Here is a 21093-nt window from a genome sequence, read left to right on the forward strand (position 1 = left end):
CCATGAGCGAGATGGACAACCGCGTCACGCTGACCGTCGACAACATGGAATACGGCGGCTGGAAAAGCGTGCAGATCACCGCGGACCTGGAGCGTCAGTTCCGCACCTTCAAACTCGACATCACCTGGCAATGGCCGGGGCAGACCTTGGATCAGCGGATCAAGGCCGGCGACCCGTGCGAAGTGCGGATCGGCCAGGATCTGGTGCTCACCGGTTATGTGTTCAAGGCGCCGATCAGCTATGACGGGCGGCAGATCAGCCTGAGCATCGAAGGCAGTTCCAAGACCCAGGATCTGGTCGATTGTGCGGCGCGAAACATTCCCGGCCAATGGCAGGAACAGCCGCTGTTGAACATCGTCCAGGCCCTGGCCGGGGAATACTCGCAGTTTGTGGTCAACGAGATTCCCGAGACCGCACGCCTGAGCAAACACACCATCGTTCCGGGTGAAACGGTGTTTCAGTCGATCGACCGTTTGCTCTCGCTGTACCGGGTGTTTTCCACCGATGACGCCGAAGGTCGGCTGGTGCTGGCCAAACCGGGCAGCGGCGGCCGCGCGAGCGATGCGCTGGAGCTGGGCAAGAACATTCTCTCGGCCAATGCGCCGATGGATCACAGCCAGGTGTTCTCCGAATACCGGGTGATCGGCCAGCAAAAGGGCAACGACAAGAAGAGCGGGGCGGCGGTCAGCGAGGTTGAATCCAGCGCCACCGACCTGAGCTTCAAGCGTCGGCGCACCACGATCATCAACGAAGGCTCGCAACTGACGTTCGAACTGGCCCAGCAGCGGGCCCAGTGGGAAAGCGCCACGCGCATGGGCCGGGCGCTGACCACCACGTATCAGGTGCAGGGCTGGCGCCAGTCCAACGGCGATCTGTGGCGCCACAACACGCTGGTGAAGGTCAAGGATCCGGTACTCGGTTTCGATGGCGACATGCTGATCTCCAAGGTGACGTATTCGCTGTCGGCACAAGGCTCGGTGACCACGCTGCAAGTGGCGCCGCCGCATACCTTCGATCCTGACCCGACGCCCCCGAAAAAAACCTGAGCCTGACGCCGAACCTGACTGGCATCACCTGGCCCTGTGGGAGCGGGCTTGCCCGCGATAGCGGTAGTTACCGCAAACACTACTTTGCCTGACACACCGCCATCGCGGGCAAGCCCGCTCCCACAGGTTTTGTGTTGGCAAAGTCCTGAGGACAATTCATGAGCCTACTGACACGCCTGCTGGCGCGCGGCACTGTCGTGCTCGCCAATTCGGCATCCAAGCTGCAATCGCTGCAAATGCGCCTCACCGCCGGTGAAGTGAACGACGACCTGGAGCACTTCGAACCCTACGGTTTCACCAGCCATCCGCTGGCCGGTGCCGAAGGCGTCGTCACGTTTCTCGGCGGCGACCGTTCCCACGCCATCGCCCTGGTGGTCGCCGACCGCCGTTACCGCCTGCAATCGCTGGCGGCCGGCGAGGTGGCGATCTACACCGACGAGGGCGACAAAATTCACTTCAAGCGGGGGCGGATCATCGACATCGAAACCGCCACGCTCAATATCCGCGCGAGCACCGCCGTGAACTTCGACACGCCGGTGATCAACCAGACCGGCAAGATCGTCTCAACCGGCGATCAGTTGGCCGGCGGCATCAGCCAGATCAAACACGTGCACGTTGGCGTGCAGGCCGGCAGTGGCCAGACCGGCGCGCCGGCGGGAGGTCAGTGATGCTGTTCAGTCAGAACCTCCACGCCGCGCTGACCCGTGCGGTGCTGATCAGCCTGTTCACCTGGCGCCGTGCCGCCGACGACGATGCCCTCGATGACGAGGAGCGTTTCGGCTGGTGGGGCGACACCTTTCCCACCGTGGCTGACGATCGCATTGGCTCGCGGCTGTGGCTGCTGCGCCGGGTCAAGCTGACCCGCCAGACCCAGATGGACGCCGAGTTCTATGCCCGCGAAGCCTTGCAATGGCTGATCGATGACGGCCACTGCAGCGCCATCGACATCATCAGCGAACGCCTCGACGCCCAGCGCCTGAACCTGCGCACGGTCCTGACCCTGGCCGACGGCGAACGCCTGGACATCAACCCCGATAACAGTTGGCAGGTGATCTATGCCGTTTGAAACCCCTTCGCTGCCGGTGCTGATCAAGCGCACCCAAAGCGACCTGGCCGGCGATTCGCTGCGCCAGTCCGATGCGCAAGTCCTGGCCCGCACACTCGGCGGCGCCGCTTATGGCCTGTACGGCTACCTCGACTGGATTGCCGAGCAGATCCTGCCCGACACCGCCGATGAATCGACCCTGGAACGCATCGCCGCACTGCGCCTGAACCAGCCGCGCAAACCGGCGCAGGTCGCCACCGGCAACGTCAGCTTCAACGCGACGGCGGGCGCGGTGCTGGACGCCGATACGTTGCTGCAGTCGAGTGACGGCCGCACCTTCAAAGTCACCGCCACCCGCACCACCGTCAATGGCGTCAACAGCACCAGCATCGCCGCGCTGGAGGCCGGCAGCCTGGGCAATGCCGAGGCCGGGCTGGCGTTGACGCCGGTGCAGCCGATCACCGGCGTGGTCGGCAACAGTTTTGTGGTGCTGGCGCCGGGGCTCAATGGCGGCGTGGCGCGGGAAAGCCTGGAGTCGTTGCGCTCGCGGGTGATTCGTTCCTACCGCGTGATCCCTCACGGCGGTTCGGCCAGCGACTACGAGACCTGGGCGCTGGAAGTGCCGGGCGTGACTCGTGCCTGGTGCCGAGGCGGCTTCCTCGGGCCGGGCACCGTCGGCGTGTACATCATGCGCGACGATGATCCGCAACCGGTGCCGAATGCCGAGCAACTGGCCGAAGTGCAGGCCTACATTGAGCCGCTGCGCCCGGTGACCGCCGAAGTCCATGTGCGTCCGCCGGTGCAGAAACCGGTGACCTATCAACTGAAGCTGACCCCCGACACCACTGCGGTGCGTGCCGCCGTCGAAACCCAGTTGCGCGACCTGCATAACCGTGAAGCCGACCTGGGCGAAGATCTGTTGATCAGCCACATCCGCGAAGCGATCAGCAGCGCGGCGGGTGAAACCGATCACGTGCTGTCGGCGCCGCTGGCGAACGTGGCCGCGGGTGACAGCGAACTGCTCACCTTCGGGGGTTGCGTATGGCTGCCATAAGAACCGCCGCGCAATACCAGGCGCAACTGCGCGCCTTGCTGCCGAGCGGTCCGGCGTGGGATCCGGAGCGCGTGCCGGAACTCGAGGAAGTGCTGCAAGGCGTCGCCGTCGAACTGGCGCGCCTCGACGCCCGCGCCGCCGACCTGCTCAACGAGATGGACCCGGCCGGCGTCAGCGAACTGGTGCCGGACTGGGAACAGGTGATGAACCTGCCCGACCCGTGCCTCGGCGCCACGCCGCTGTTCGACGACCGCCGCCTCGCCGTGCGCCGCCGCTTGCTGGCGGTCGGCAGCCAGGCCGTCGGCTACTACCTGGAAATCGCCAAAAGCCAGGGTTACCCCAACGCCACCATTACCGAACTCGAAGCCCCGCGCATGGGCCGTTCGCGTTTCGGCGCGGCGCATTGGGGCACCTGGGAAGCGCAGTTCATGTGGACGCTCAACACCGGCGGCCGCTTGCTGCTCGGCCGGCGTTATGGCGCGAGCTACTGGGGCGAACGCTTCGGCGTGAATCCGGGCTCGGCGCTGGAGTGCCTGATTCATCGGGCGGCACCGGCGCACACCAAGGTGCATATCAACTATGACTAGGAAGGAGTGACGGGATGGATTATCCGAAGAGTGTGCCCAGCTCCGGGCTGGTGGATGGACGGTTTGTCGATGAAAACCCGCTGACCGGAACACCGGGCTCGTTGATTCCCGCAACTTGGGGTAATGGTGTAACGGAAGAGCTGCTGAACGTGATCCGTGCGGCGGGGATGGTCCCCTCCGAAAGCGAGTCGGATCAGTTGCTCAAGGCACTGAAGAATGTCTTGTCTCAGGATGCGATGCCGTTCGCCGCATTGGCTTTTCCAACAGTGGCCACTGCCGACGGGCGCATTCCGGTCAGTGCTGCGAGTGCTGCCGCTGGCGGCACCGTGTCAGTGCCGGGCGGTGTGCTGGTCTGCCTCGGCGAAGAAATTGGCGCTGGCATGACGGCCCGCCCGCGTACGTTGCTGACCTCTGCGTGGACCTCCGCCGGACTGGATATCAACAGCACCTATTTTCTACGGATGCAGATCCGCAACGGGGCACTGGTCTGCTACACGCAAAAAGGTCTCGATACCGATGTGATCCCGGCAGGGATGAAGGCGGGAACCGGGAGCAGTGGCGGTGGTTTCGACTCCACCTGCATCGACATGCTGGTGGCCAGAGTGGTGACCGCAGGAGCCGGGACTTTACCCAAGCTCACGCTGTTGGCGAACAAGGCCCGCATGGAAGCGGTCGGTGTCTGGTCCGGTGCCAATGGCAATTACTCGGTCCCGTTGAACTGGGCGCGCAAACCTCGCGCGTACATTGCAGGGATTTATGATTTTGATGACAACGTCAAAACCGACTATGGCGTGATCAGTGAGGAGATCGGGGTCAACTTTGTCGGTACTCAGTTCATGCCAGAGGGTGGTTTTACTGACCGTTATACGGCGCGTGTAGCGATCGCTGCGTGGTCACAGAACCTGAGCACTTCAGGCCGAATCAACGCTCGCGTCAGATGGGAGGTATGAGGATGAAGGCCATTATCGAAAATGGAGTGGTGACGGCGCTGATGACGGGGGACGTCGATTGCGGCATTCCGGTGCCGGTCGGCCTCCCGGTTTCCACCGGATGGCTGTTCGACAACGAGCGCTTCAGTGCGCCGCCGCAAGTCGATGTTTCGCCGGATGCGCAAATCGAGGCAGAGCGTCAATGGCGCATGGCTGAGCTCATGGCCACTGACTGGCTGGTGACCCGTCATCGCGACGAGCTGGACGTCGGGGCGCAACCGTCCCTGAGCAACAAACAGTTCTCGAAATTGCAGGCCTGGCGTCAGGCGCTGCGCAACTGGCCGGCCTCCAGCGACACGCCGGATAACCCGTCGCGCCCCGAACCGCCCAAGTGGCTGGCGCGGTTGCCCCTTCGGGCACAGTGAACAAGCGCTCCACCTCTGGCCCGACGCCCGCCCTGTGCGGGCGTTTTTCATCGGTGCGCAAGCTGACAGCCGATCGCTGGAGCCACAGCGAATACCTACAGGAATTGAACAGTGGACTACCCAAAGAGTGTCCCCAGCGCCGGTCTGGTGAATGGGAAATTTGTTGATGAGAACCCGCTGACCGGGACGCCGGGATCGTTGATTCCGGCGGATTGGGGGAACAGCGTCACGCAGGAAATTATCAACGTGATCAAGGCCGGGGATCTGAACCCGGACGAGAAGAAATACGATCAACTGCTGCAAGCGATTCAGAGCGTTTCGGCCAAGGGCTGGAGTCTGGATTCAGCATTGCCCGTCGGCTCATTGCCGTTGCCGACCGTCGCGACGCCTGATGGGCGCTTGCCGATCACGCCAACGGCGGTGTTGACCAGCGGCGGACGTGTGTCGATTCCTGCGGGCGTGTTTGTGAGCATTGGCCAGGAGGTGGTTTCAGGCCAGTTGGGCAGGTCTCGCACGTTCACCACTCAGGCCTGGAGCAGTGCGGATCTGTTGCCGGCCACCGGCTACTTCCTGAGGGCACAGGTCATTAGCGGTGCACTGACGTTCTACATGCAGCGCGGAACGATCTATGACCCGGCACCTGAAGGATTGAAGGGCACCGTCAACAGTGCAGCAGGGGGTGGTTTTCAATCCACGCCGCTGGATATGTGCCTGGCCTGGGTGGTGACTGCCGGGCCCGGCTCGGTACCGATCGTCAGACCGGTCTACAACCGCAAGCATCTGGCATGGAGCCAGACCGTCAACGGCAATGGCGTGGTCTATTTGCCTGTCGATCCCCACACCCGAGCGGCTCGACTGGTGGTGGGCAACCCGACACCGCATCCTACAGGCATTACCGGCGTGTCCTTTGCACCGGGCGGTTGGTTGGGCGGCAACTATTGCTACCTGAATCCGACCGTGGGGACTTCGGGCAACTGGGACGGTTGGTCCACTGCAGGTGCGATGGCGTGCATCTTCACCAGCAACGTGCTCAACGACACAACCGTATCGACCCTGACAGCGAGCTTCGACCACAACGAATTGCGCTCTCTCTGGCAGGTCTATCAGGCCGAGCACACTTTGGGCGCCAGTAATGCTTCCAGCGATGAACTGCTGTTCAGCATGGGTCTGAAAAACCTGTCACCCGGCGACTACTCCAATGGGATCGCCATCAATTTCAGCTCTGCGGTCAACGTCAATTTTTCATGGGAATTGATCCGATGAACATCATTCAGGAACTGCATCAATTCGAAGAGGGGTTGCGTCCACTTCAGCCGTCCGCTGCCCATGACTGGGATGGAAAAACCTGGGTAATGGACAGCGCACGAGGCAGTCAGCTGGATCAGCAGGAAGGCGAAGGGCTTTGCGTTCGGGTCGATGCGGCCGCCGACAGCGCCCGTGCGGTGCTGGCCGGCGATCCGCTCAAGGCGCTGGAGTACGCTCAAGCGGCTGTCGACGCGCAGTCCTTTCAGGACGCGGGCTACCCGAGAAACGATGTGCCACTGTCCGTCGCAGCCTGGGTCGCCAGAGGGCGCAGTGCCAGGCAGGCAGCCGATCAGATTCTCGACAAGGCGACCCGGCTCAGCAACAGCCTGCTGACCCTGCGCACCTTGCGCCTGAAAGCCAAGACCCGGATCCGCACCTTAGCAACCAACAGTCAGATGGATCAGGCCCGCGCTGCTGCCGATGAGGCGCTGCAGGCCATTCGTGAACTGATCGCCAATCCGACCTCGTAACCGCAGTCAGCGTTATCCAGGCCCACTTCATTGTGGGCTTTTTATTTTCAGGAACAGAAACGTCGGCACCGTCGCGAAGGCTTGCCCGCTGCTGCGTTTGATTTGTCATTACAGAGGAACGAACACCAATGGACTATCCAAAAAGCGTCCCCAGCGTCGGCTTGGTCGATGGCCGGTTCGTCGATGAAAATCCGGTGGCGGGAACGCCGGGTTCATTGATACCGGCGGTGTGGGGCAACAGCGTAACCCAGGAAATCCTGAACGTGATCACGGGGGCCGGAATGACGGCTGCCGAGGCGGATACCGGTCAGTTGTTCAAAGCCATTCAATCGATCATCGGTGCTACCAGCCCAATGCGCTCGGTGGTAACGCGGCTTGTCGCTTCGAAGGCTCTGAGCGACCAGGAGCTGGGTCTGGTATTGATCGATGGCAGCCCCGGTGCCACGACGATCACCTTGCCCGGCGCTAATGTCGGGTTGGGTGTGCGCGACGTGATTGTTCGTCGTGTCGACAACAGCGGCAATCGAATGGTGGTGCAGGCATCCGGAACCGACCGGATCCGTTTTCACACGCATTTGTCTGCTAGCGGATACCCGTTTCTGGTGCTGATGGGTGGCGGTGACTGGTGGCATTTGCGCAGCGACGGCGCGGGTAGCTGGTGGCCGGTCGGACGTTTGGACGGTTCGTCACTGGGCCACATTGCCTTTGAGACAACTCTCTCGGTCTTACCGGGTGGCTATGCCGCTTTGAATGGCTCGTTACTCAGCCGCTCGGACTGGCCTTGGCTTTGGGACCACGCGCAACAGTCCGGCATGTTGCGTTCCGAAGCTGATCGTGCCGGTGCATGGTCCTTGGGGGATGGAGCTACAAACTTCCGATTACCAGAAGCCCGTGGCGAGTTTCTAAGGGTACTGGCTGAGGGTGGCCTGATTGATCCGGGACGTATGCCGGGCTCTTGGCAAAAAGGCTCGTTGGTCCAGGGCGACAATGGCATTGGCGACAATATCTTGTTTGCTACGCACATCAGTACCCAAAAGGCCCAGTTGGGGTTCGATATGGGGAATTACACCGATTACTCCGGCTCCACCGTCAAATACATCACCCCTTCTGAGACTGTTTCGCCGATTTCGGACGCAGACCTGTTGAATCATGGCGGCATCACGCGTCCTCGAAACATCGCCTATCCGGGTCGGATCAAACTTATCTGAGGTGCTCATGTTTAATTACTTGTTTGATCACGTGGGCTGTCTGTCTGGTCCCGTTGAGTTTGTCGAAACTCCTGGTCTTGGCGTCCAGTTGCCCAGTAATTCGGTGCAACTGCCTTTTGAATTGCCATCGGCTGGAAGTGGTCGTGTCTGGGCTCTGGTGAACAACATTCCTCGTGAGGTAAGCGATCACCGAGGAGTGGTTTACAGAACGGACAGTGGGGCGAAACAGATGTGGGGTGAACCAGGTGAATTACCGGATTACCTCACTGCCGAGCTCTGGCCTGGGGAGGGGTATATCTGGAACGGTCAGGCATGGAAGCTCGATGAAGCGGCACACTTGTCCGCGATCAAGTCTGTCCTTGTCGACAAGCGCGACACGCTGCTGCGCGACGCCATCCTGCGCATCGCTCCCCTGCAATACGCCGAGGACATCGGCGACGCCAGCCACGAAGAGCAACTGCAATTGCTCGAGTGGAAGCTCTACAGCGTGGAGCTGAACCGTATCGAAAAACAGGCCGGTTTCCCGGAGCAAATCACCTGGCCTTCAGTGCCTGGCACCCGCACAGCAGATTGATAAGGAGATGAATCTTGGACTATCCCAAAAGCGTACCCAGCGTCGGGCTGGTGAACGGGCAATTTGTCGATGAGGATCCCGTCGCCGGAAAACCCGGCTCGCTGATTCCTGCCGCTTGGGGCAACGGCGTCACGCAGGAAATTCTCAGTGTCGTACAGGCCGCCGGCATGACGCCCAACGAGGCGAACACTCATCAACTGCTCGACGCACTGCGCAGTCCGGGGTTGTTCACGACGGCTGCGCAATTCGATGTCAGCCGATCGGCTGCAACGGCCGAGTTTGTCCAGCGGGCGCTGGGCAACTACGCCAGCGCTCGCGGCATCTCCGGCTCGACCCAACTGACCCTGGCCGATATCGGCTGCTCGATCGGGATGGGCGGTAACGCTGCGTACACCGTGACCTTGCCGGACGCCACTGCAGTGCCCAGCGGCGCGACGATCAGCCTGCATTGCCGAAACAGCGCAGCGGTCACGGTTGCCAGTAAAACCGGTACGCAGATCAGCCCCCAGGGGGCCTATCTGGGTTCGATCACGATGAACGCGGGCGAGAGCGCAACCTTCGTCCGGGAGTCGGGTGTCTGGGTCGTTTACGGCACCGCAGCGTTGAAGTATTCGGCGCTCTATGCGTCGCAGTTCGCCACGGCCGGATATCAGAAACTTCCCAGCGGCTTGATCGTGCAGTGGGTGACCGGGGGCTCCGATGCGAATGGAGTCATGACGGTGTCGTTGCCGATGATGTTTTCCAATGCTGTCCTCGGCGGGATCGCCAATGAGGGTTATCCGGCAGGCTGGGGCAGTTCCAACGTCACTGTCTGGGCATTCGACGGGGCCAACTCCACGACATCGACGGTTGTTGCCAGGGTTCGCAATGTCCTGGCGTCGAGTGTGAAGGCTGAACCTGGAATTTCGGGGCGCATATTGGTTTGGGGACGATAACCATGGCTATTTATTTTCATGCACAGACACGCGGCTTTGAACTGGTCGACAGCCCCTATCCGGAACCACCTGAAGGCGCCGTGGAAATCACCCGCGCCCAATACGCCGAACTGTTTGCCGGGCAGGCAAGCGGCAAGGTCATCAGCGCCAGTGCCAGCGGTCAGCCCGTATTGAACGACCCGGTCATCTCCCCGCAGGCACTGGCTTCCCGGGAGCGCGCGTGGCGCGACAACGTCCTGCAAGACACTCAATGGCTGGTGTGGCGTGACGCTGAAGAGCTGGAAGTCGGCGAGGGCACGACGCTGCGTACCGAAGAATTCAAACAGCTTCTTGCCTATCGGCAGGCAATGCGCGACTGGCCCAATGATCCGGAATTTCCGGATGCCCAGGCTCGCCCTGTAGAGCCCGACTGGCTTGAAGGCTTGCTGCGGTCGAACGGCTGAACCGTTGACCCGATCAATGAGGAATCAAAGTGGATTATCCGAAAAGCGTTCCCGGCTCAGGCCTGGAGAATGGCAAGTTCGTCGATGAAGACCCGATTGCCGGAAAACCGGGATCGTTGATCCCGGCCAGTTGGGGCAACAGTGTGACCCAGGAAATTCTCAACGCGATCACGGCCGCCGGCCTGACGCCGGATGAGGAGCAGACCGATCAACTGGCCCAGGCCATCCGGCAACTGGCGAAACCGGATCCGTTGCAGCAGTTTCCTGTGCAGGTGTATCGCAAGAATCTGTTGATCAATGGCGGATTCAATATCTGGCAACGCGGCACGACCAATCAGGCGCCGAACATCGGTGGGTATGTGGCGGATCGCTTCCGGTGCGACTGGAACGGCAACGCTGGTGTCAGCATTTCGCGCCAGGAATTTGCCCTCGGTCAAACGGAAGTCGTGGGTGAACCCGCTTATTTCCTGCGCTGGCAGCAGGCCACCGCAGGCACGGGAGCAACGGTGCATAAAGTCGCCCAGAGCATTGAATCGGTCAGGACCCTGGCCGGACGAATGGCGACAGTCAGCTTCTGGGCGCGATCCGATGCGACGCGTCCTTTGCGTGTCACGATTGCCCAGCAATTCGGGGCGGGCGGTTCGGAGGGTGTCGTGAAGGTTGTCGACGTCTTTCAACTGAGTACGTCGTGGAAGAAATACAGCGCAACGTTTCAGGTGCCAACCATCGCCGGGAAAATGCTAGGCGTGAATGACTGCCTGACCTTGTCGTTCGATCTGCCGCTCAACGTGTTGCAGACCGTCGATCTGGCACAGATGCAATTGGAGGAGGGGCCGGTTGCGACAGCGTTTGAATACCGTCCGGCGGCGGAAGAGCTGAGCCTTTGCCAGCGTTATTTTGAGAAGTCTTTTGCTAACCGTCTGCAGATCCGTTCGAACAATGGTGCCGCAACCTGCATTGGTAACTTCACCCAGGCTGCGGTAGCCAATACCGGTCAGTACGGTATGAGCATCGATATGCAGGTGCTCAAGCGCGTACAACCTACCATCGTGCTGTATTGCCCGGGAGATGCGAGCAATCAAGTCTGGCATCAGGGCCTGATGAAGGCGTGTACGGGAACCGTTTTGCAAAGCGTGACCGAGAGAAGCTTTGCCATTGCCACTGTGACTCCTGTCGGCAGTGTTCCCGGGCAGATTTTGCAGATCGAATGGACCGCGGACGCGGAAATCTAGGAGGCAAGTCCATGAGCTATCAGCTCACATCGTCTGGCGTTCTGCGCCTGGGTGATTCAGCGTTCATTCCACAGGATCCGACCAACCGTGACTGGCTCGAGTACCAGGAGTGGCTGGTTTCCGGGGGACAGGTACTGCCTCTGGATCTGCCGCTCGAGAGTGCGACGGCCAGCCAGGGCATGCTGGGGTTGTTCAAGCGAATGATCCAGGTTTCCCCGGACAGCACGCTGAAAACTGAGGTAAACAATGGCTGATCAGCTTTGGTCGCCAACCGTGATTCAATCGGCGCATCCAGGGAGGACCGAGCATTATGCAAATCACTGAAGACAACCTACTCAACATCATGCCCAACGCCCGCCGCCAAGCGGGCGTTTTTGTTTCTGCGCTCAACGACGCCATGGCGCGCCATCGCATCGACACGCCCAAGCGAGTTGCTGCGTTTCTGGCGCAAATCGGCCACGAGTCGGGGCAATTGCAGTACGTGCGTGAACTGGGCAACAACCAATACCTGAGCAAATATGACACCGGTACGCTGGCGTTGCGTCTGGGCAACACGCCCGAGGCCGATGGCGACGGGCAGAAGTATCGCGGTCGTGGACTGATCCAGATCACCGGTCGCAGCAATTACCGCCAGTGCAGTCTCGGGCTGTTCGGCGATGAACGTCTGCTGGCGCTGCCGGAACTGCTGGAGCAACCGCAATGGGCGGCCGAGTCCGCCGCGTGGTTCTGGGCGCAGAACGGCCTGAACGAGCTGGCGGATCAGGATCAGTTCAACAGCATCACTCGGCGAATCAACGGCGGGTTGAACGGTTTGCAGGATCGCCTGGAACTCTGGGGGCGGGCGAGGGCGGTGCTATGCCTGCCTTCGGTCTGAGCGTCTGGCGGCTGATCGGCCTGATGCTGCTGGCCGCAGGGTCGGCGGCGCTGGCCTGGCAGTTTCAGGACTGGCGCTACGGTCGCCAATTGGCCGAACAGGCGCGGTTGCACACCGAAATCCTCAATCAACTGACCCTGACGGCCGCCACCGCGCAACAGGCCGAACAGGACAAGCGTCTGGCCCTGGAGCAACGGCTCACGGCCAGTGAACAAACCCATTACCGAGCTCTGAACGATGCCCAACGTGATCAGGATCGCCTGCGCGATCGTCTTGCCACTGCTGATCTGCGCCTGTCAGTCCTCATCGACGCAGGCGACGCTGCCCAAGGCTGTGGTGTGCCAGCCGCCTCCGGCACCGGCGGCGTGGATCATGCAACCGTACGCGCCCGACTTGACCCGGCGCATGCTCGACGAATTGTCGCCATCACCGGCGAAGGCGACCGCGGACTGATTGCCTTGCAGGCCTGTCAGGCCTATATCAGAGCGCTGGCGCCTGCACATTTTGAATAAGCTTGTGTATTGAAAGCGCAACCGGCTCGTGTACGGTGGTACCCATTCCATCCGATCCGGAGCGCGCCGTGAAAGAAATCACTCAACTGGCGGCCGAACTTGGCCGACGTCTGCAATTGCTTAACGCTCACGTCACGACGGCCGAGTCCTGTACCGGTGGCGGGATTGCCGAAGCCATTACCCGCATTCCTGGGAGTTCGGCGTGGTTCGAGGCGGGTTACGTGACCTACTCCAACCGCCAGAAAACCCAGCAACTGAATGTACCGACGGAGCTGTTCGGCACCGTGGGTGCAGTCAGTCGCGAAGTGGTCGAGGCCATGGTGCGCGGCGCCCAGGAAAAAAGCCTGGCGCGGTTTGCCGTGGCGGTCAGCGGCGTGGCCGGTCCGGACGGTGGTTCGCCGAACAAACCGGTGGGCACCGTCTGGCTGGCGTGGGGCGTGGGCGACCAGGTTTCCAGCGAGATCCAGCACTTCCCCGGCAACCGCGACGAAGTCCGCCGACAAACGGTGAAGGCCGCGCTAGAGGGCTTGCTGCGACTAGCGGCACGAGAAATCGAAAATCAGGGGTAGGCGATCCGTGAACGCTGTGGAATAATACTGGCTACTTATACAGGTGTTGGCCGTCAGGCCTTATTGATTACGTGAGGACTTTAATGGACGACAACAAGAAGAAAGCCTTGGCTGCGGCCCTGGGTCAGATCGAACGTCAATTCGGCAAGGGTGCCGTAATGCGTATGGGCGATCAGGACCGTCAGGCGATCCCGGCCATTTCCACCGGCTCTCTGGGTCTGGACATCGCTCTCGGCATCGGCGGCCTGCCAAAAGGCCGTATCGTTGAAATCTACGGTCCTGAATCTTCCGGTAAAACCACACTGACGCTGTCCGTGATCGCCCAGGCTCAAAAAGCCGGCGCGACCTGCGCCTTCGTCGACGCCGAACACGCCCTCGACCCTGAGTACGCCGGCAAGTTGGGCGTCAACGTCGACGACCTGCTGGTTTCCCAGCCGGACACCGGCGAACAGGCCCTGGAAATCACCGACATGCTGGTGCGCTCCAACGCCGTAGACGTGATCATCGTCGACTCCGTGGCCGCTCTGGTACCGAAGGCTGAAATCGAAGGCGAAATGGGTGACATGCACGTGGGCCTGCAAGCCCGTCTGATGTCCCAGGCGCTGCGTAAGATCACCGGCAACATCAAGAACGCCAACTGCCTGGTGATCTTCATCAACCAGATCCGCATGAAGATCGGCGTGATGTTCGGCAGCCCCGAAACCACCACCGGTGGTAACGCGCTGAAGTTCTACGCCTCGGTTCGTCTCGACATCCGCCGTACCGGCGCGGTGAAGGAAGGCGACGAAGTGGTCGGCAGCGAAACCCGCGTCAAGGTTGTGAAGAACAAGGTTGCTTCGCCGTTCCGTCAGGCCGAGTTCCAGATTCTTTACGGCAAGGGTATTTACCTGAACGGCGAGATGATCGACCTGGGCGTACTGCACGGTTTCGTCGAGAAGTCCGGCGCTTGGTATGCCTACGAAGGCACCAAGATCGGTCAGGGCAAGGCCAACTCGGCCAAGTTCCTGGCGGACAACCCGGAAGTCGCGGCCAAGCTTGAGAAGCAACTGCGTGACAAACTGCTGTCGCCAGCAGTGATCGCCGACTCCAAGGCTTCTGCGGTCAAAGAGACCGAAGACGACCTGGCTGACGCTGACATCTGATTGCACCGATGACAACTGCCGTACTCGATACCCTCGTCGCGGTGCGGCGAACCGCCATGGACCTGCTCGCACGTCGCGAGCACGGTCGAGTCGAGTTGACGCGCAAACTGAGTCAGCGTGGCGCTCCCCCCGAGATGATCGAAACCGCCCTCGACCGTTTGACGGAAGAAGGGCTGCTTTCCGAAGCCCGTTATCTTGAAAGCTTTGTTTCCTATCGCGCCCGCTCCGGTTACGGCCCTCTGCGGATTCGCGAAGAACTGAGCCAACGCGGTTTGCAACGCGCCGATATCGAACTCGCCTTGCGTGAGAGCGGTATCAACTGGCAGGAGCAGCTAACGGACACGTGGCAACGGAAGTTCTCCGGACAGCTTCCCGGCGATGCCAAGGAACGCGCCAGACAAGGTCGATTCCTGGCGTACCGGGGATTCTCGATGGAGATGATCAACCGCTTGTTCAGCGGCAGAGGGATGGACGATTAAATCGCTCCAGCTTCAGCTCAGCTTCATCTAAAAAGTAAACGGCCCGCTATTTCGATAGCGGGCCGTTTTTTTTTGCCTTCACGTTACCTTCGACGGTTCGCGGGTGCGTTGCGCGGTCTGGGGTTTTGACTGGGCCCAGTTTTCCGGCTGGTTGATGTAGTCCACCAGCTCCCGCAGACGCCCGTGATTTCGGGCATTGAACGCGAATGCCAGGCGCGTCAGGTGGCTGAATTGAGCCTCGTCGTGTTCTTCGCCGGCGTAGGCGTGTTGATGGAACTGATCGCTCAGGCACAGATCGGCAAAAGCCTCCTGCATATGGTCGAGGGCCTGATCGCTAAGTTTGTGATTCATGCGAATGACAAACTGGCGCTTGAGCCAGCGGCTGGAATGGAAGTTGCCGTAGAACTGGTTGATCTGCTCCACCGCCTCTTCAACGTTGTAGACCAGGCGCATCAGCTTCATGTCGGTCGGCAGGATGTAGCGGTTTTCCTCCAATTGCTGACGGATGAAGTCCAGCGCGCCTTGCCAGAATGTCCCGCCCGGTGCGTCCAGCAGCACCACCGGCACCAGGGGGCTTTTGCCGGTCTGGATCAGCGTGAGCACTTCCAAAGCTTCGTCCAGGGTGCCGAACCCGCCTGGGCACAAGACCAGCGCATCGGCTTCCTTGACGAAGAACAGCTTGCGGGTGAAGAAGAAATGGAACGGCAGCAGGTTGTTGGTGCCGTCCACGGTGGGGTTGGCATGTTGTTCGAAGGGCAGGGTGATGTTGAAGCCCAGGCTGTGATCGCGACCGGCCCCTTCATGGGCGGCGGCCATGATTCCGCCGCCGGCACCGGTGATGACCATCATGTTCGAGCGAGCCAGCGATGCCCCGAGTTCCCGAGCCATGGCGTAAAGGGGATGTTCGACCGGTGTACGAGCTGAGCCGAACACCGTGACCTTGCGTCGTCCCTTGAACTGTTCGAGCGTGCGAAAGGCCTGCTCCAGTTCGCGCAGGGCTTGCAGGGTGATCTTGGCATTCCAGCGGTTGTGATCTTCCTGGGCCATGCGCAGCACGGTCAGGATCATGTCGCGGTAGATGGGGGAATTCGGGCTGTTGGGTGAAACCAGGTTGAGTTGTTCTTCGACCTTGCTGATGAGGTCGTGGCCGCTTTCCTGAAAATGACGGCTGAGCAGGTCATTCGGTTGGTAAGGCATGCAACTTCTCCTTCTGCACAGAGCTTCCGGCCCTGACGTGCGACGTCAGTGCCGCGCTGCAAGAAAACAAACAGCCGGCAGCTCCTTCCTGCCGTAATAAAAGATCGGAATACGTTGAATCTAGACCCTCAATGCATTTTTCGCTCACTGAGCATCGCGCCGCAAAGTCTTTGCTGGCAACTGCTTATTGCCGCTTTGCGAGGTGTTTTCACCGCTCGTCCGATGCAGCGTCGAGGGCTGAATGCTCTGATTTACTAAGTTAAAGGCGCCTTACGACAACTTTGCGTCAACGAGCGTACGCAAGGTGCACGCTATTCAAGGATTTGCGGGTGGCAAGGAGGCGGGACACATGACCAGAGTCATTCTGGAGATCGATGCGCAGCTGTATCGATTGTTGAAAGCATCGGCCGAGACCAACCATGTGAGTCTCGAAGAGGAGTGCTGCCGACGCCTGGCGGGAGGGGAGCGCCGCTCGCGTTACTTGCAGGCCTTGCTGGCCGAACTGCGCGCCGAGGATGAACAGCGGCGCGCCACGTCGAGATGATTACTTCTTCTTCGCTGGAGCCGCTTTCGGGCAATCCGATTCCTGGTAGCTGGCGGAGCCGATCGCCTTGTTGCTTTTCACTTCGGTGAAGTCATAACGCATGATCGCGCCCTTGGCCATCAGCTTGCGGTACGACGGGTTGTTGCAGACCGAGGCGCCCAGCTGAAAATACACGGCTTTGGGATCGGCGCGCATTTTGTCGGCGTGGCTCTTTTGCACGCTCAGGTGATTGACCAGCGTGGTGCCTTCGACGGTGTAGCCCTGATCAAGAATGTCTTCGTTGATCGCCCGTGGCGTGCCGACGCTGCTTTGTGCGGCGACATTGCGCAGCTCTCGGTTCAGATTCTGCTCACTCAGGGACGCAGCCTGAGCGCTGAAGGACGAAGCCAGCAGAATGGCAGCGGTGGGAACGATAAGGCGCAGCATGAAACTCTCCTGGTTCAGTGACTGGTGGTTCGACCAGCCACGTGACTGTGCGTTCAGTGGCGGCGAATTATAGGGGAGCCGGTCGGGAGGGTACAGGCTTGTCCCCATCGCTCTGGTAAACTGCCGCCCTTTATTGCCTTGCCGAGTGTCGTTCGTGTCGAGTTTTCCTGTCTGCCGGTGCCGCCTGCGATGAATCATGCCCCCAACGCCGTGGCCCGCCTGCGCGACCAGCGCGAGGATGAAGGCATCAAGCCGATCCAGGCCCGTGGCTTTCGCTCCCCGCGCTGCCGCGATTGCCGGGTGATCATCAGCCATTGCCTGTGTGCCTGGCGGCCCACGGTCGATGCGCGCTCGGGCGTTTGCCTGATCATGACCGGCAAGGAAGTGTTCAAACCCAGCAACACCGGCTGGTTGATCGCCGACATCGTGCGCGACAACCATGCCTTTATCTGGTCGCGGACCGAGCCCGACGAGCAACTGCTGGCGCTGCTGAACGACCCGCAATGGCAGCCGTATCTGGTGTTTCCCGGCGAGTACGTCGAACCTTCGCGGGTGACCAACACCGTGGATCTCGATAGCAGCAAGCGCCCGCTGTTCATTCTGCTGGACGCGACCTGGACCGAAGCCCGGAAGATTTTCCGCAAGAGCCCGTATTTCGACCGTTTGCCGATCCTCAGCCTGTTGCCCGACAAACTGTCGCGCTATCGCCTGCGCCGTTCGACCCGCAGCGAGCACCTGTGCACCGCCGAAGTGGCGGCATTGTGCCTGGAACTGGCCGGCGATTCGGACGCGGCGTCGGCGCTGGATGCCTATTTCGATGTGTTCAGCCAGCATTACCTGGGGGCCAAGCAGCAACTGGACGTCGATGTGTCGACGCCGGCCCACGCCGAATTGCTGCCCTATATCCGAAACGCGGCGCCAGTACCGGCCTGATCCTGGCCCATACTGCTAAAGCAGTGGCCGTGCGGCTTGACCACCTAGGCTTCGCTGGTCATGCTTGGCGCCGATTGGGGTGCGGCCAAGGTTTGAAACGCCGTTTTTGTTCGTGATTGGCGTTGAACGTGCCCCTGTGGATGCCGCTGCCGGGCGGTATCTGGATTTGCTTTGGCACGACCCGAATGCGCGGGCCTGCCATCAAAAACAGGATCATTTGAAAAATGGCCACATACGACATCCTGATTGCCGATGATCACCCTCTTTTTCGTAGCGCACTGCATCAAGCGGTGACGATGGGCCTTGGCCCGGATGTACGCATGGTAGAGGTGGCGAGCATCGCGGAGCTGGAAACCCGCCTGACCGAAAAGGCTGACTGGGATCTGGTGCTGCTGGACCTGAACATGCCGGGTGCTTTCGGGTTTTCCGGGCTGGTGATGCTGCGCGGCCAATACCCGCAGATTCCGGTGGTGATGGTTTCGGCCCAGGAAGAAGCCTCAGTGATGGTCAAGTCCCGGGAATTCGGTGCCAGTGGTTTCATTCCCAAGTCCAGCGACCTGAGCGTGATTCAGGAAGCGGTGCGCAAAGTGCTGGACGGCGACGTGTTCTGGCCGCCCCAGGCGTTCGAGGCGGTCAGCGTTTCGGATGAAGCCAAAGCCGCCAGCGATGGCCTTGCGAGCCTGACACCGCAGCAGTTCCGGGTGTTGACCATGGTCTGCGAAGGTTTGCTGAACAAGCAGATCGCCTACGAGCTGAGTGTGTCGGAAGCGACCATCAAGGCCCACGTCACGGCGATTTTCCGCAAGTTGAACGTGCGGACCCGGACCCAGGCAGCTTTACTGCTGCAACAACTTGAGTCAATTCCGAGCCAGTAAGCACTGGCGTCTTCACGCTTTTTTGACTTTCGTTGATCTAGCTTCCCCACTTCCTTTCGGTCGGTTATCTACTTTATGTCACCTTTCAAGGGCCAGACGGGCCTGAAACGCATCCTCAATGCATCCGGTTATTCGCTGGACGGCTTGCGCGCCGCCTTCACCGGCGAAGCCGCTTTCCGCCAATTGGTACTGCTTAACGTGGTGCTGATTCCGCTGACGTTTTTCCTCAATGTCAGCCGGGTCGAGCAGGCGCTGCTGATCGCGGTGTGCCTGCTGGCGCTGATCGTCGAGCTGTTGAATTCGGCGGTGGAGGCGGCTATCGACCGCATCTCGCTGGAGTTGCACCCGCTGTCCAAGAACGCCAAGGACATGGGCAGTGCCGCACAATTCGTGGCACTGAGCATGATCGCGCTGGTGTGGGCGGTGATTCTGCTTTAAGCGATGCTCGGCAGAACGATCTCGTCGCTGCGTTGCACCCCGGCGGTGAAGGCGCGGCACAGATCGAGGAATTCGCGCATGGCAGAGGTCTGGTACTTCTGCTTGTGCCAGATGAAATAGAACTGCCGCGCCAGATCCAGATCCGGCGTCTCCACCGGCACCAGGCTGCCGCGCCGGAAGGCGTCACGCAGCGCCAGACGCGAGATGCAGCCAATCCCCAGGCCTGATTCCACGGCGCGCTTGATCGCTTCGGTGTGTTCCAGCTCCAGCCGGATGTTCAGCGCGCTGCGGTGATGCCGCATCGCCTGATCGAAGGTCAGGCGCGTCCCCGAACCCTGTTCCCGCAAAATCCACGCTTCATGGGTCAGTTCCTCCATGGTCGCGCTGCCGCGTTTGGCCAACGGATGTTGTGGGGCGCAGAACACCACCAATTCATCCTCGACCCAGCTCTGTACTTCGATGTCCGGGTGGCTGCAATCGCCCTCGATTAGACCCAGATCAATTTCGTAATGCGCCACTTGTTGCACGATATTGGCAGTGTTCTGCACATGCAGCTTTACCTGACTTTCCGGGTGGCGCTGCATGAAACCGCCGATCAGCAGCGTCGCCAGGTAATTGCCGATGGTCAGGGTTGCGCCCACCGACAGTGAGCCGAAACCGGATTTGCCGTTGAGCAGGTCTTCGATTTCCTTGGCCTGATCGAGCAGGGCCACCGCTTGCGGCAACAACTGTTTGCCGAGGGCGTTGAGGCTCAGGCGTTTGCCGGCGCGATCGAACAGCTGGCAGCTGGACTGGCGCTCCAGTTCGGTGATGGACGTGCTGGCGGCCGATTGCGACAGGTTGAGTAGACCCGCAGCACGGGACACGCTTTCCTGCTGGGCGACGGCGACGAAGACTTGCAGTTGACGAAGAGTAAATCGCATATCGATATAACCGATAACCCTTATCTTAATAATCCAGTTAACAGATATTGTCGGCGCTATTAGAATGCGATGCAATTGCGCACCGTCGGCATTCTTCAACACGAGCCGGGCAGGCGCAGATCAATCTCCAGGAGTCCCACGTACATGAGCAACATGAACCACGAGCGTGTCCTCAGTGTTCATCACTGGAACGACACTCTGTTCAGCTTCAAGTGCACCCGCGATCCGGGCCTGCGCTTCGAGAACGGTCAGTTCGTGATGATCGGCCTGCAACAGCCAAACGGCCGCCCGCTTATGCGCGCTTATTCGATCGCCAGCCCGAACTGGGAAGAGCATCTCGAGTTCTTCAGCATCAAGGTGCAGGACGGTCCGCTGACCTCCCAGCTGCAGCACCTGAAGGAAGGCGACGAGATCATCATCTCGAAAAAACCGACCGGCACCTTGGTGCTGGACGACCTGAACCCGGGCAAGCACCTGTACCTGCTGAGCACCGGCACCGGTCTGGCGCCATTCATGAGCGTGATCCAGGACCCGGAAACCTACGAGCGCTTCGAGAAAGTGATCCTGGTTCACGGTGTTCGTTACGTCAACGAAGTCGCCTACCGCGAATTCATCACCGAGCACCTGCCGCAGAACGAGTTCTTCGGCGAAGCGCTGCGTGACAAGCTGATCTACTACCCGACCGTGACCCGCGAGCCGTTCGAAAATCAGGGCCGTCTTACTGACCTGATGCGCAGCGGCAAGCTGTTCAGCGACATCGGCCTGCCACCGATCAACCCGCAGGACGACCGCGCGATGATCTGCGGCAGCCCGAGCATGCTCGACGAGACCAGCGAAGTGCTCGACAGCTTCGGCCTGAAGATCTCGGCGCGGATGCGCGAGCCGGGTGACTACCTGATCGAGCGTGCATTCGTCGAGAAATAATCCC

General features: G+C 60.6%; 28 protein-coding genes. 25 read left to right on the plus strand and 3 right to left on the minus strand.

What is annotated here, in order from left to right:
• Positions 1 to 2: 2 nt before the first annotated feature.
• The 20 genes from PDR5_RS05910 to recX all read left to right on the plus strand — a co-directional run bounded on the left by PDR5_RS05910 (position 3) and on the right by recX (position 14829).
• A complete protein-coding gene (locus PDR5_RS05910; RefSeq protein WP_064593839.1) occupies positions 3 to 1046 on the plus strand; it encodes a phage baseplate assembly protein in 1044 nt (347 codons plus the stop codon).
• 158 nt (positions 1047 to 1204) lie between these two features.
• Entirely contained in the window at positions 1205 to 1714 is a 510-nt protein-coding gene (locus tag PDR5_RS05915; RefSeq protein WP_064593841.1) for a phage baseplate assembly protein V, read from the plus strand.
• A complete protein-coding gene (locus PDR5_RS05920) occupies positions 1714 to 2112 on the plus strand; it encodes a phage GP46 family protein (protein WP_007954906.1) in 399 nt (132 codons plus the stop codon). Before PDR5_RS05915 ends, PDR5_RS05920 begins: the two co-directional genes overlap by 1 nt.
• On the plus strand, positions 2102 to 3145 hold the full coding sequence (locus PDR5_RS05925) for a baseplate J/gp47 family protein (protein WP_064593843.1): 1044 nt from the start codon (positions 2102 to 2104) through the stop codon (positions 3143 to 3145). The genes PDR5_RS05920 and PDR5_RS05925 overlap by 11 nt, the downstream gene beginning before the upstream one ends.
• Positions 3133 to 3732: a YmfQ family protein gene (locus tag PDR5_RS05930; protein WP_011332730.1), complete on the plus strand. Its 600-nt coding sequence runs from the start codon at positions 3133 to 3135 to the stop codon at positions 3730 to 3732. Before PDR5_RS05925 ends, PDR5_RS05930 begins: the two co-directional genes overlap by 13 nt.
• Positions 3733 to 3746: 14 nt before the next feature.
• Positions 3747 to 4682 (plus strand): hypothetical protein, encoded by a 936-nt coding sequence (locus PDR5_RS30020; RefSeq protein WP_064593845.1) that lies wholly within the window; start codon positions 3747 to 3749, stop codon positions 4680 to 4682.
• A gap of 2 nt (positions 4683 to 4684) precedes the next feature.
• Complete coding sequence (locus PDR5_RS05940) at positions 4685 to 5086, plus strand: hypothetical protein (RefSeq protein ID WP_064593847.1); 402 nt, start codon at positions 4685 to 4687, stop codon at positions 5084 to 5086.
• Positions 5087 to 5197: 111 nt separating this feature from the next.
• A complete protein-coding gene (locus PDR5_RS05945) occupies positions 5198 to 6349 on the plus strand; it encodes a hypothetical protein (RefSeq protein ID WP_064593849.1) in 1152 nt (383 codons plus the stop codon).
• A complete protein-coding gene (locus PDR5_RS05950; RefSeq protein WP_064593851.1) occupies positions 6346 to 6861 on the plus strand; it encodes a hypothetical protein in 516 nt (171 codons plus the stop codon). The genes PDR5_RS05945 and PDR5_RS05950 overlap by 4 nt, the downstream gene beginning before the upstream one ends.
• A 128-nt stretch (positions 6862 to 6989) precedes the next feature.
• Positions 6990 to 8069, plus strand: a complete 1080-nt coding sequence (locus tag PDR5_RS05955) for a phage tail protein (RefSeq protein WP_064593854.1) — start codon at positions 6990 to 6992, stop codon at positions 8067 to 8069.
• Between the two features lie 7 nt (positions 8070 to 8076).
• Positions 8077 to 8643, plus strand: a complete 567-nt coding sequence (locus PDR5_RS05960) for a tail fiber assembly protein (protein ID WP_064593856.1) — start codon at positions 8077 to 8079, stop codon at positions 8641 to 8643.
• Between the two features lie 14 nt (positions 8644 to 8657).
• Entirely contained in the window at positions 8658 to 9578 is a 921-nt protein-coding gene (locus tag PDR5_RS05965; RefSeq protein WP_064593858.1) for a gp53-like domain-containing protein, read from the plus strand.
• A 2-nt stretch (positions 9579 to 9580) separates the two neighbouring features.
• A complete protein-coding gene (locus PDR5_RS05970) occupies positions 9581 to 10021 on the plus strand; it encodes a phage tail assembly chaperone (protein ID WP_064593860.1) in 441 nt (146 codons plus the stop codon).
• A gap of 29 nt (positions 10022 to 10050) precedes the next feature.
• Positions 10051 to 11253 (plus strand): carbohydrate binding domain-containing protein, encoded by a 1203-nt coding sequence (locus PDR5_RS05975; protein ID WP_064593862.1) that lies wholly within the window; start codon positions 10051 to 10053, stop codon positions 11251 to 11253.
• Positions 11254 to 11264: 11 nt separating this feature from the next.
• Positions 11265 to 11507, plus strand: coding sequence for a hypothetical protein (locus PDR5_RS05980; RefSeq protein ID WP_064593864.1), 243 nt, complete (start codon positions 11265 to 11267; stop codon positions 11505 to 11507).
• Between the two features lie 56 nt (positions 11508 to 11563).
• Positions 11564 to 12127 carry a glycoside hydrolase family 19 protein gene (locus PDR5_RS05985; RefSeq protein WP_064593865.1) on the plus strand — a complete coding sequence of 188 codons (564 nt, stop codon included), beginning with the start codon at positions 11564 to 11566 and terminating at the stop codon, positions 12125 to 12127.
• The gene (locus tag PDR5_RS05990) at positions 12109 to 12639 is read left to right on the plus strand and encodes a lysis system i-spanin subunit Rz (RefSeq protein WP_064593867.1); all 531 of its coding nucleotides are present in this window, start codon (positions 12109 to 12111) and stop codon (positions 12637 to 12639) included. The genes PDR5_RS05985 and PDR5_RS05990 overlap by 19 nt, the downstream gene beginning before the upstream one ends.
• Positions 12640 to 12707: 68 nt before the next feature.
• Positions 12708 to 13208, plus strand: coding sequence for a CinA family protein (locus PDR5_RS05995; protein WP_039771296.1), 501 nt, complete (start codon positions 12708 to 12710; stop codon positions 13206 to 13208).
• An 83-nt stretch (positions 13209 to 13291) separates the two neighbouring features.
• Complete coding sequence (recA, locus tag PDR5_RS06000) at positions 13292 to 14350, plus strand: recombinase RecA (RefSeq protein WP_003222269.1); 1059 nt, start codon at positions 13292 to 13294, stop codon at positions 14348 to 14350.
• An 8-nt stretch (positions 14351 to 14358) separates the two neighbouring features.
• Positions 14359 to 14829: a recombination regulator RecX gene (recX, locus tag PDR5_RS06005; RefSeq protein WP_064593869.1), complete on the plus strand. Its 471-nt coding sequence runs from the start codon at positions 14359 to 14361 to the stop codon at positions 14827 to 14829.
• Positions 14830 to 14907: 78 nt separating this feature from the next.
• Here the strand turns inward: recX and PDR5_RS06010 are convergent, their stop codons facing one another.
• Positions 14908 to 16026: a TIGR00730 family Rossman fold protein gene (locus PDR5_RS06010; protein WP_064593871.1), complete on the minus strand. Its 1119-nt coding sequence runs from the start codon at positions 16024 to 16026 to the stop codon at positions 14908 to 14910.
• 349 nt (positions 16027 to 16375) lie between these two features.
• Here PDR5_RS06010 and PDR5_RS06015 point away from each other — a divergent pair, with 349 nt between their 5' ends.
• Positions 16376 to 16570: a hypothetical protein gene (locus tag PDR5_RS06015; protein WP_011332745.1), complete on the plus strand. Its 195-nt coding sequence runs from the start codon at positions 16376 to 16378 to the stop codon at positions 16568 to 16570.
• On the opposite strand, the gene PDR5_RS06020 is transcribed toward PDR5_RS06015, so the two are convergent.
• The gene (locus tag PDR5_RS06020; RefSeq protein ID WP_064593873.1) at positions 16571 to 16996 is read right to left on the minus strand and encodes a PA3611 family quorum-sensing-regulated virulence factor; all 426 of its coding nucleotides are present in this window, start codon (positions 16994 to 16996) and stop codon (positions 16571 to 16573) included.
• Positions 16997 to 17185: 189 nt separating this feature from the next.
• Between PDR5_RS06020 and PDR5_RS06025 the strand changes: the two genes are divergently transcribed.
• The 3 genes from PDR5_RS06025 to PDR5_RS06035 all read left to right on the plus strand — a co-directional run bounded on the left by PDR5_RS06025 (position 17186) and on the right by PDR5_RS06035 (position 19242).
• Positions 17186 to 17929 carry a tRNA-uridine aminocarboxypropyltransferase gene (locus PDR5_RS06025; protein ID WP_064593874.1) on the plus strand — a complete coding sequence of 248 codons (744 nt, stop codon included), beginning with the start codon at positions 17186 to 17188 and terminating at the stop codon, positions 17927 to 17929.
• A gap of 224 nt (positions 17930 to 18153) precedes the next feature.
• Positions 18154 to 18804, plus strand: a complete 651-nt coding sequence (erdR, locus tag PDR5_RS06030) for a response regulator transcription factor ErdR (RefSeq protein ID WP_007954938.1) — start codon at positions 18154 to 18156, stop codon at positions 18802 to 18804.
• Positions 18805 to 18879: 75 nt separating this feature from the next.
• Positions 18880 to 19242, plus strand: a complete 363-nt coding sequence (locus tag PDR5_RS06035; RefSeq protein ID WP_003222276.1) for a diacylglycerol kinase — start codon at positions 18880 to 18882, stop codon at positions 19240 to 19242.
• Here the strand turns inward: PDR5_RS06035 and PDR5_RS06040 are convergent.
• On the minus strand, positions 19239 to 20165 hold the full coding sequence (locus PDR5_RS06040; protein ID WP_011332748.1) for a LysR family transcriptional regulator: 927 nt from the start codon (positions 20163 to 20165) through the stop codon (positions 19239 to 19241). The two genes, PDR5_RS06035 and PDR5_RS06040, sit on opposite strands and share 4 nt — an antisense overlap.
• Positions 20166 to 20309: 144 nt before the next feature.
• Between PDR5_RS06040 and fpr the strand changes: the two genes are divergently transcribed.
• Positions 20310 to 21089 carry a ferredoxin-NADP reductase gene (gene fpr, locus PDR5_RS06045; protein WP_007908723.1) on the plus strand — a complete coding sequence of 260 codons (780 nt, stop codon included), beginning with the start codon at positions 20310 to 20312 and terminating at the stop codon, positions 21087 to 21089.
• Positions 21090 to 21093: the final 4 nt, after the last annotated feature.

Origin of the sequence: Pseudomonas sp. DR 5-09 (assembly GCF_001655595.1) — a bacterium.
GTDB lineage: Bacteria > Pseudomonadota > Gammaproteobacteria > Pseudomonadales > Pseudomonadaceae > Aquipseudomonas > Aquipseudomonas pharyngis.

Coding starts and splice junctions, on each gene's coding strand:
- PDR5_RS06040 (WP_011332748.1), bottom strand. CDS start 20,165: ATGCGATTTACTCTTCGTCAACTGCAAGTCTTCGTCGCCGTCGCCCAG.
- PDR5_RS06035 (WP_003222276.1), top strand. CDS start 18,880: ATGTCACCTTTCAAGGGCCAGACGGGCCTGAAACGCATCCTCAATGCA.
- PDR5_RS05915 (WP_064593841.1), top strand. CDS start 1,205: ATGAGCCTACTGACACGCCTGCTGGCGCGCGGCACTGTCGTGCTCGCC.
- PDR5_RS05930 (WP_011332730.1), top strand. CDS start 3,133: ATGGCTGCCATAAGAACCGCCGCGCAATACCAGGCGCAACTGCGCGCC.
- PDR5_RS05985 (WP_064593865.1), top strand. CDS start 11,564: ATGCAAATCACTGAAGACAACCTACTCAACATCATGCCCAACGCCCGC.
- PDR5_RS06010 (WP_064593871.1), bottom strand. CDS start 16,026: ATGCCTTACCAACCGAATGACCTGCTCAGCCGTCATTTTCAGGAAAGC.
- PDR5_RS05960 (WP_064593856.1), top strand. CDS start 8,077: ATGTTTAATTACTTGTTTGATCACGTGGGCTGTCTGTCTGGTCCCGTT.
- PDR5_RS05925 (WP_064593843.1), top strand. CDS start 2,102: ATGCCGTTTGAAACCCCTTCGCTGCCGGTGCTGATCAAGCGCACCCAA.
- PDR5_RS05955 (WP_064593854.1), top strand. CDS start 6,990: ATGGACTATCCAAAAAGCGTCCCCAGCGTCGGCTTGGTCGATGGCCGG.
- recA (WP_003222269.1), top strand. CDS start 13,292: ATGGACGACAACAAGAAGAAAGCCTTGGCTGCGGCCCTGGGTCAGATC.
- PDR5_RS06020 (WP_064593873.1), bottom strand. CDS start 16,996: ATGCTGCGCCTTATCGTTCCCACCGCTGCCATTCTGCTGGCTTCGTCC.
- PDR5_RS06015 (WP_011332745.1), top strand. CDS start 16,376: ATGACCAGAGTCATTCTGGAGATCGATGCGCAGCTGTATCGATTGTTG.
- PDR5_RS05950 (WP_064593851.1), top strand. CDS start 6,346: ATGAACATCATTCAGGAACTGCATCAATTCGAAGAGGGGTTGCGTCCA.
- PDR5_RS06025 (WP_064593874.1), top strand. CDS start 17,186: ATGAATCATGCCCCCAACGCCGTGGCCCGCCTGCGCGACCAGCGCGAG.
- PDR5_RS05970 (WP_064593860.1), top strand. CDS start 9,581: ATGGCTATTTATTTTCATGCACAGACACGCGGCTTTGAACTGGTCGAC.
- recX (WP_064593869.1), top strand. CDS start 14,359: ATGACAACTGCCGTACTCGATACCCTCGTCGCGGTGCGGCGAACCGCC.
- PDR5_RS05980 (WP_064593864.1), top strand. CDS start 11,265: ATGAGCTATCAGCTCACATCGTCTGGCGTTCTGCGCCTGGGTGATTCA.
- PDR5_RS30020 (WP_064593845.1), top strand. CDS start 3,747: ATGGATTATCCGAAGAGTGTGCCCAGCTCCGGGCTGGTGGATGGACGG.
- PDR5_RS05990 (WP_064593867.1), top strand. CDS start 12,109: ATGCCTGCCTTCGGTCTGAGCGTCTGGCGGCTGATCGGCCTGATGCTG.
- PDR5_RS05940 (WP_064593847.1), top strand. CDS start 4,685: ATGAAGGCCATTATCGAAAATGGAGTGGTGACGGCGCTGATGACGGGG.
- fpr (WP_007908723.1), top strand. CDS start 20,310: ATGAGCAACATGAACCACGAGCGTGTCCTCAGTGTTCATCACTGGAAC.
- erdR (WP_007954938.1), top strand. CDS start 18,154: ATGGCCACATACGACATCCTGATTGCCGATGATCACCCTCTTTTTCGT.
- PDR5_RS05920 (WP_007954906.1), top strand. CDS start 1,714: ATGCTGTTCAGTCAGAACCTCCACGCCGCGCTGACCCGTGCGGTGCTG.
- PDR5_RS05910 (WP_064593839.1), top strand. CDS start 3: ATGAGCGAGATGGACAACCGCGTCACGCTGACCGTCGACAACATGGAA.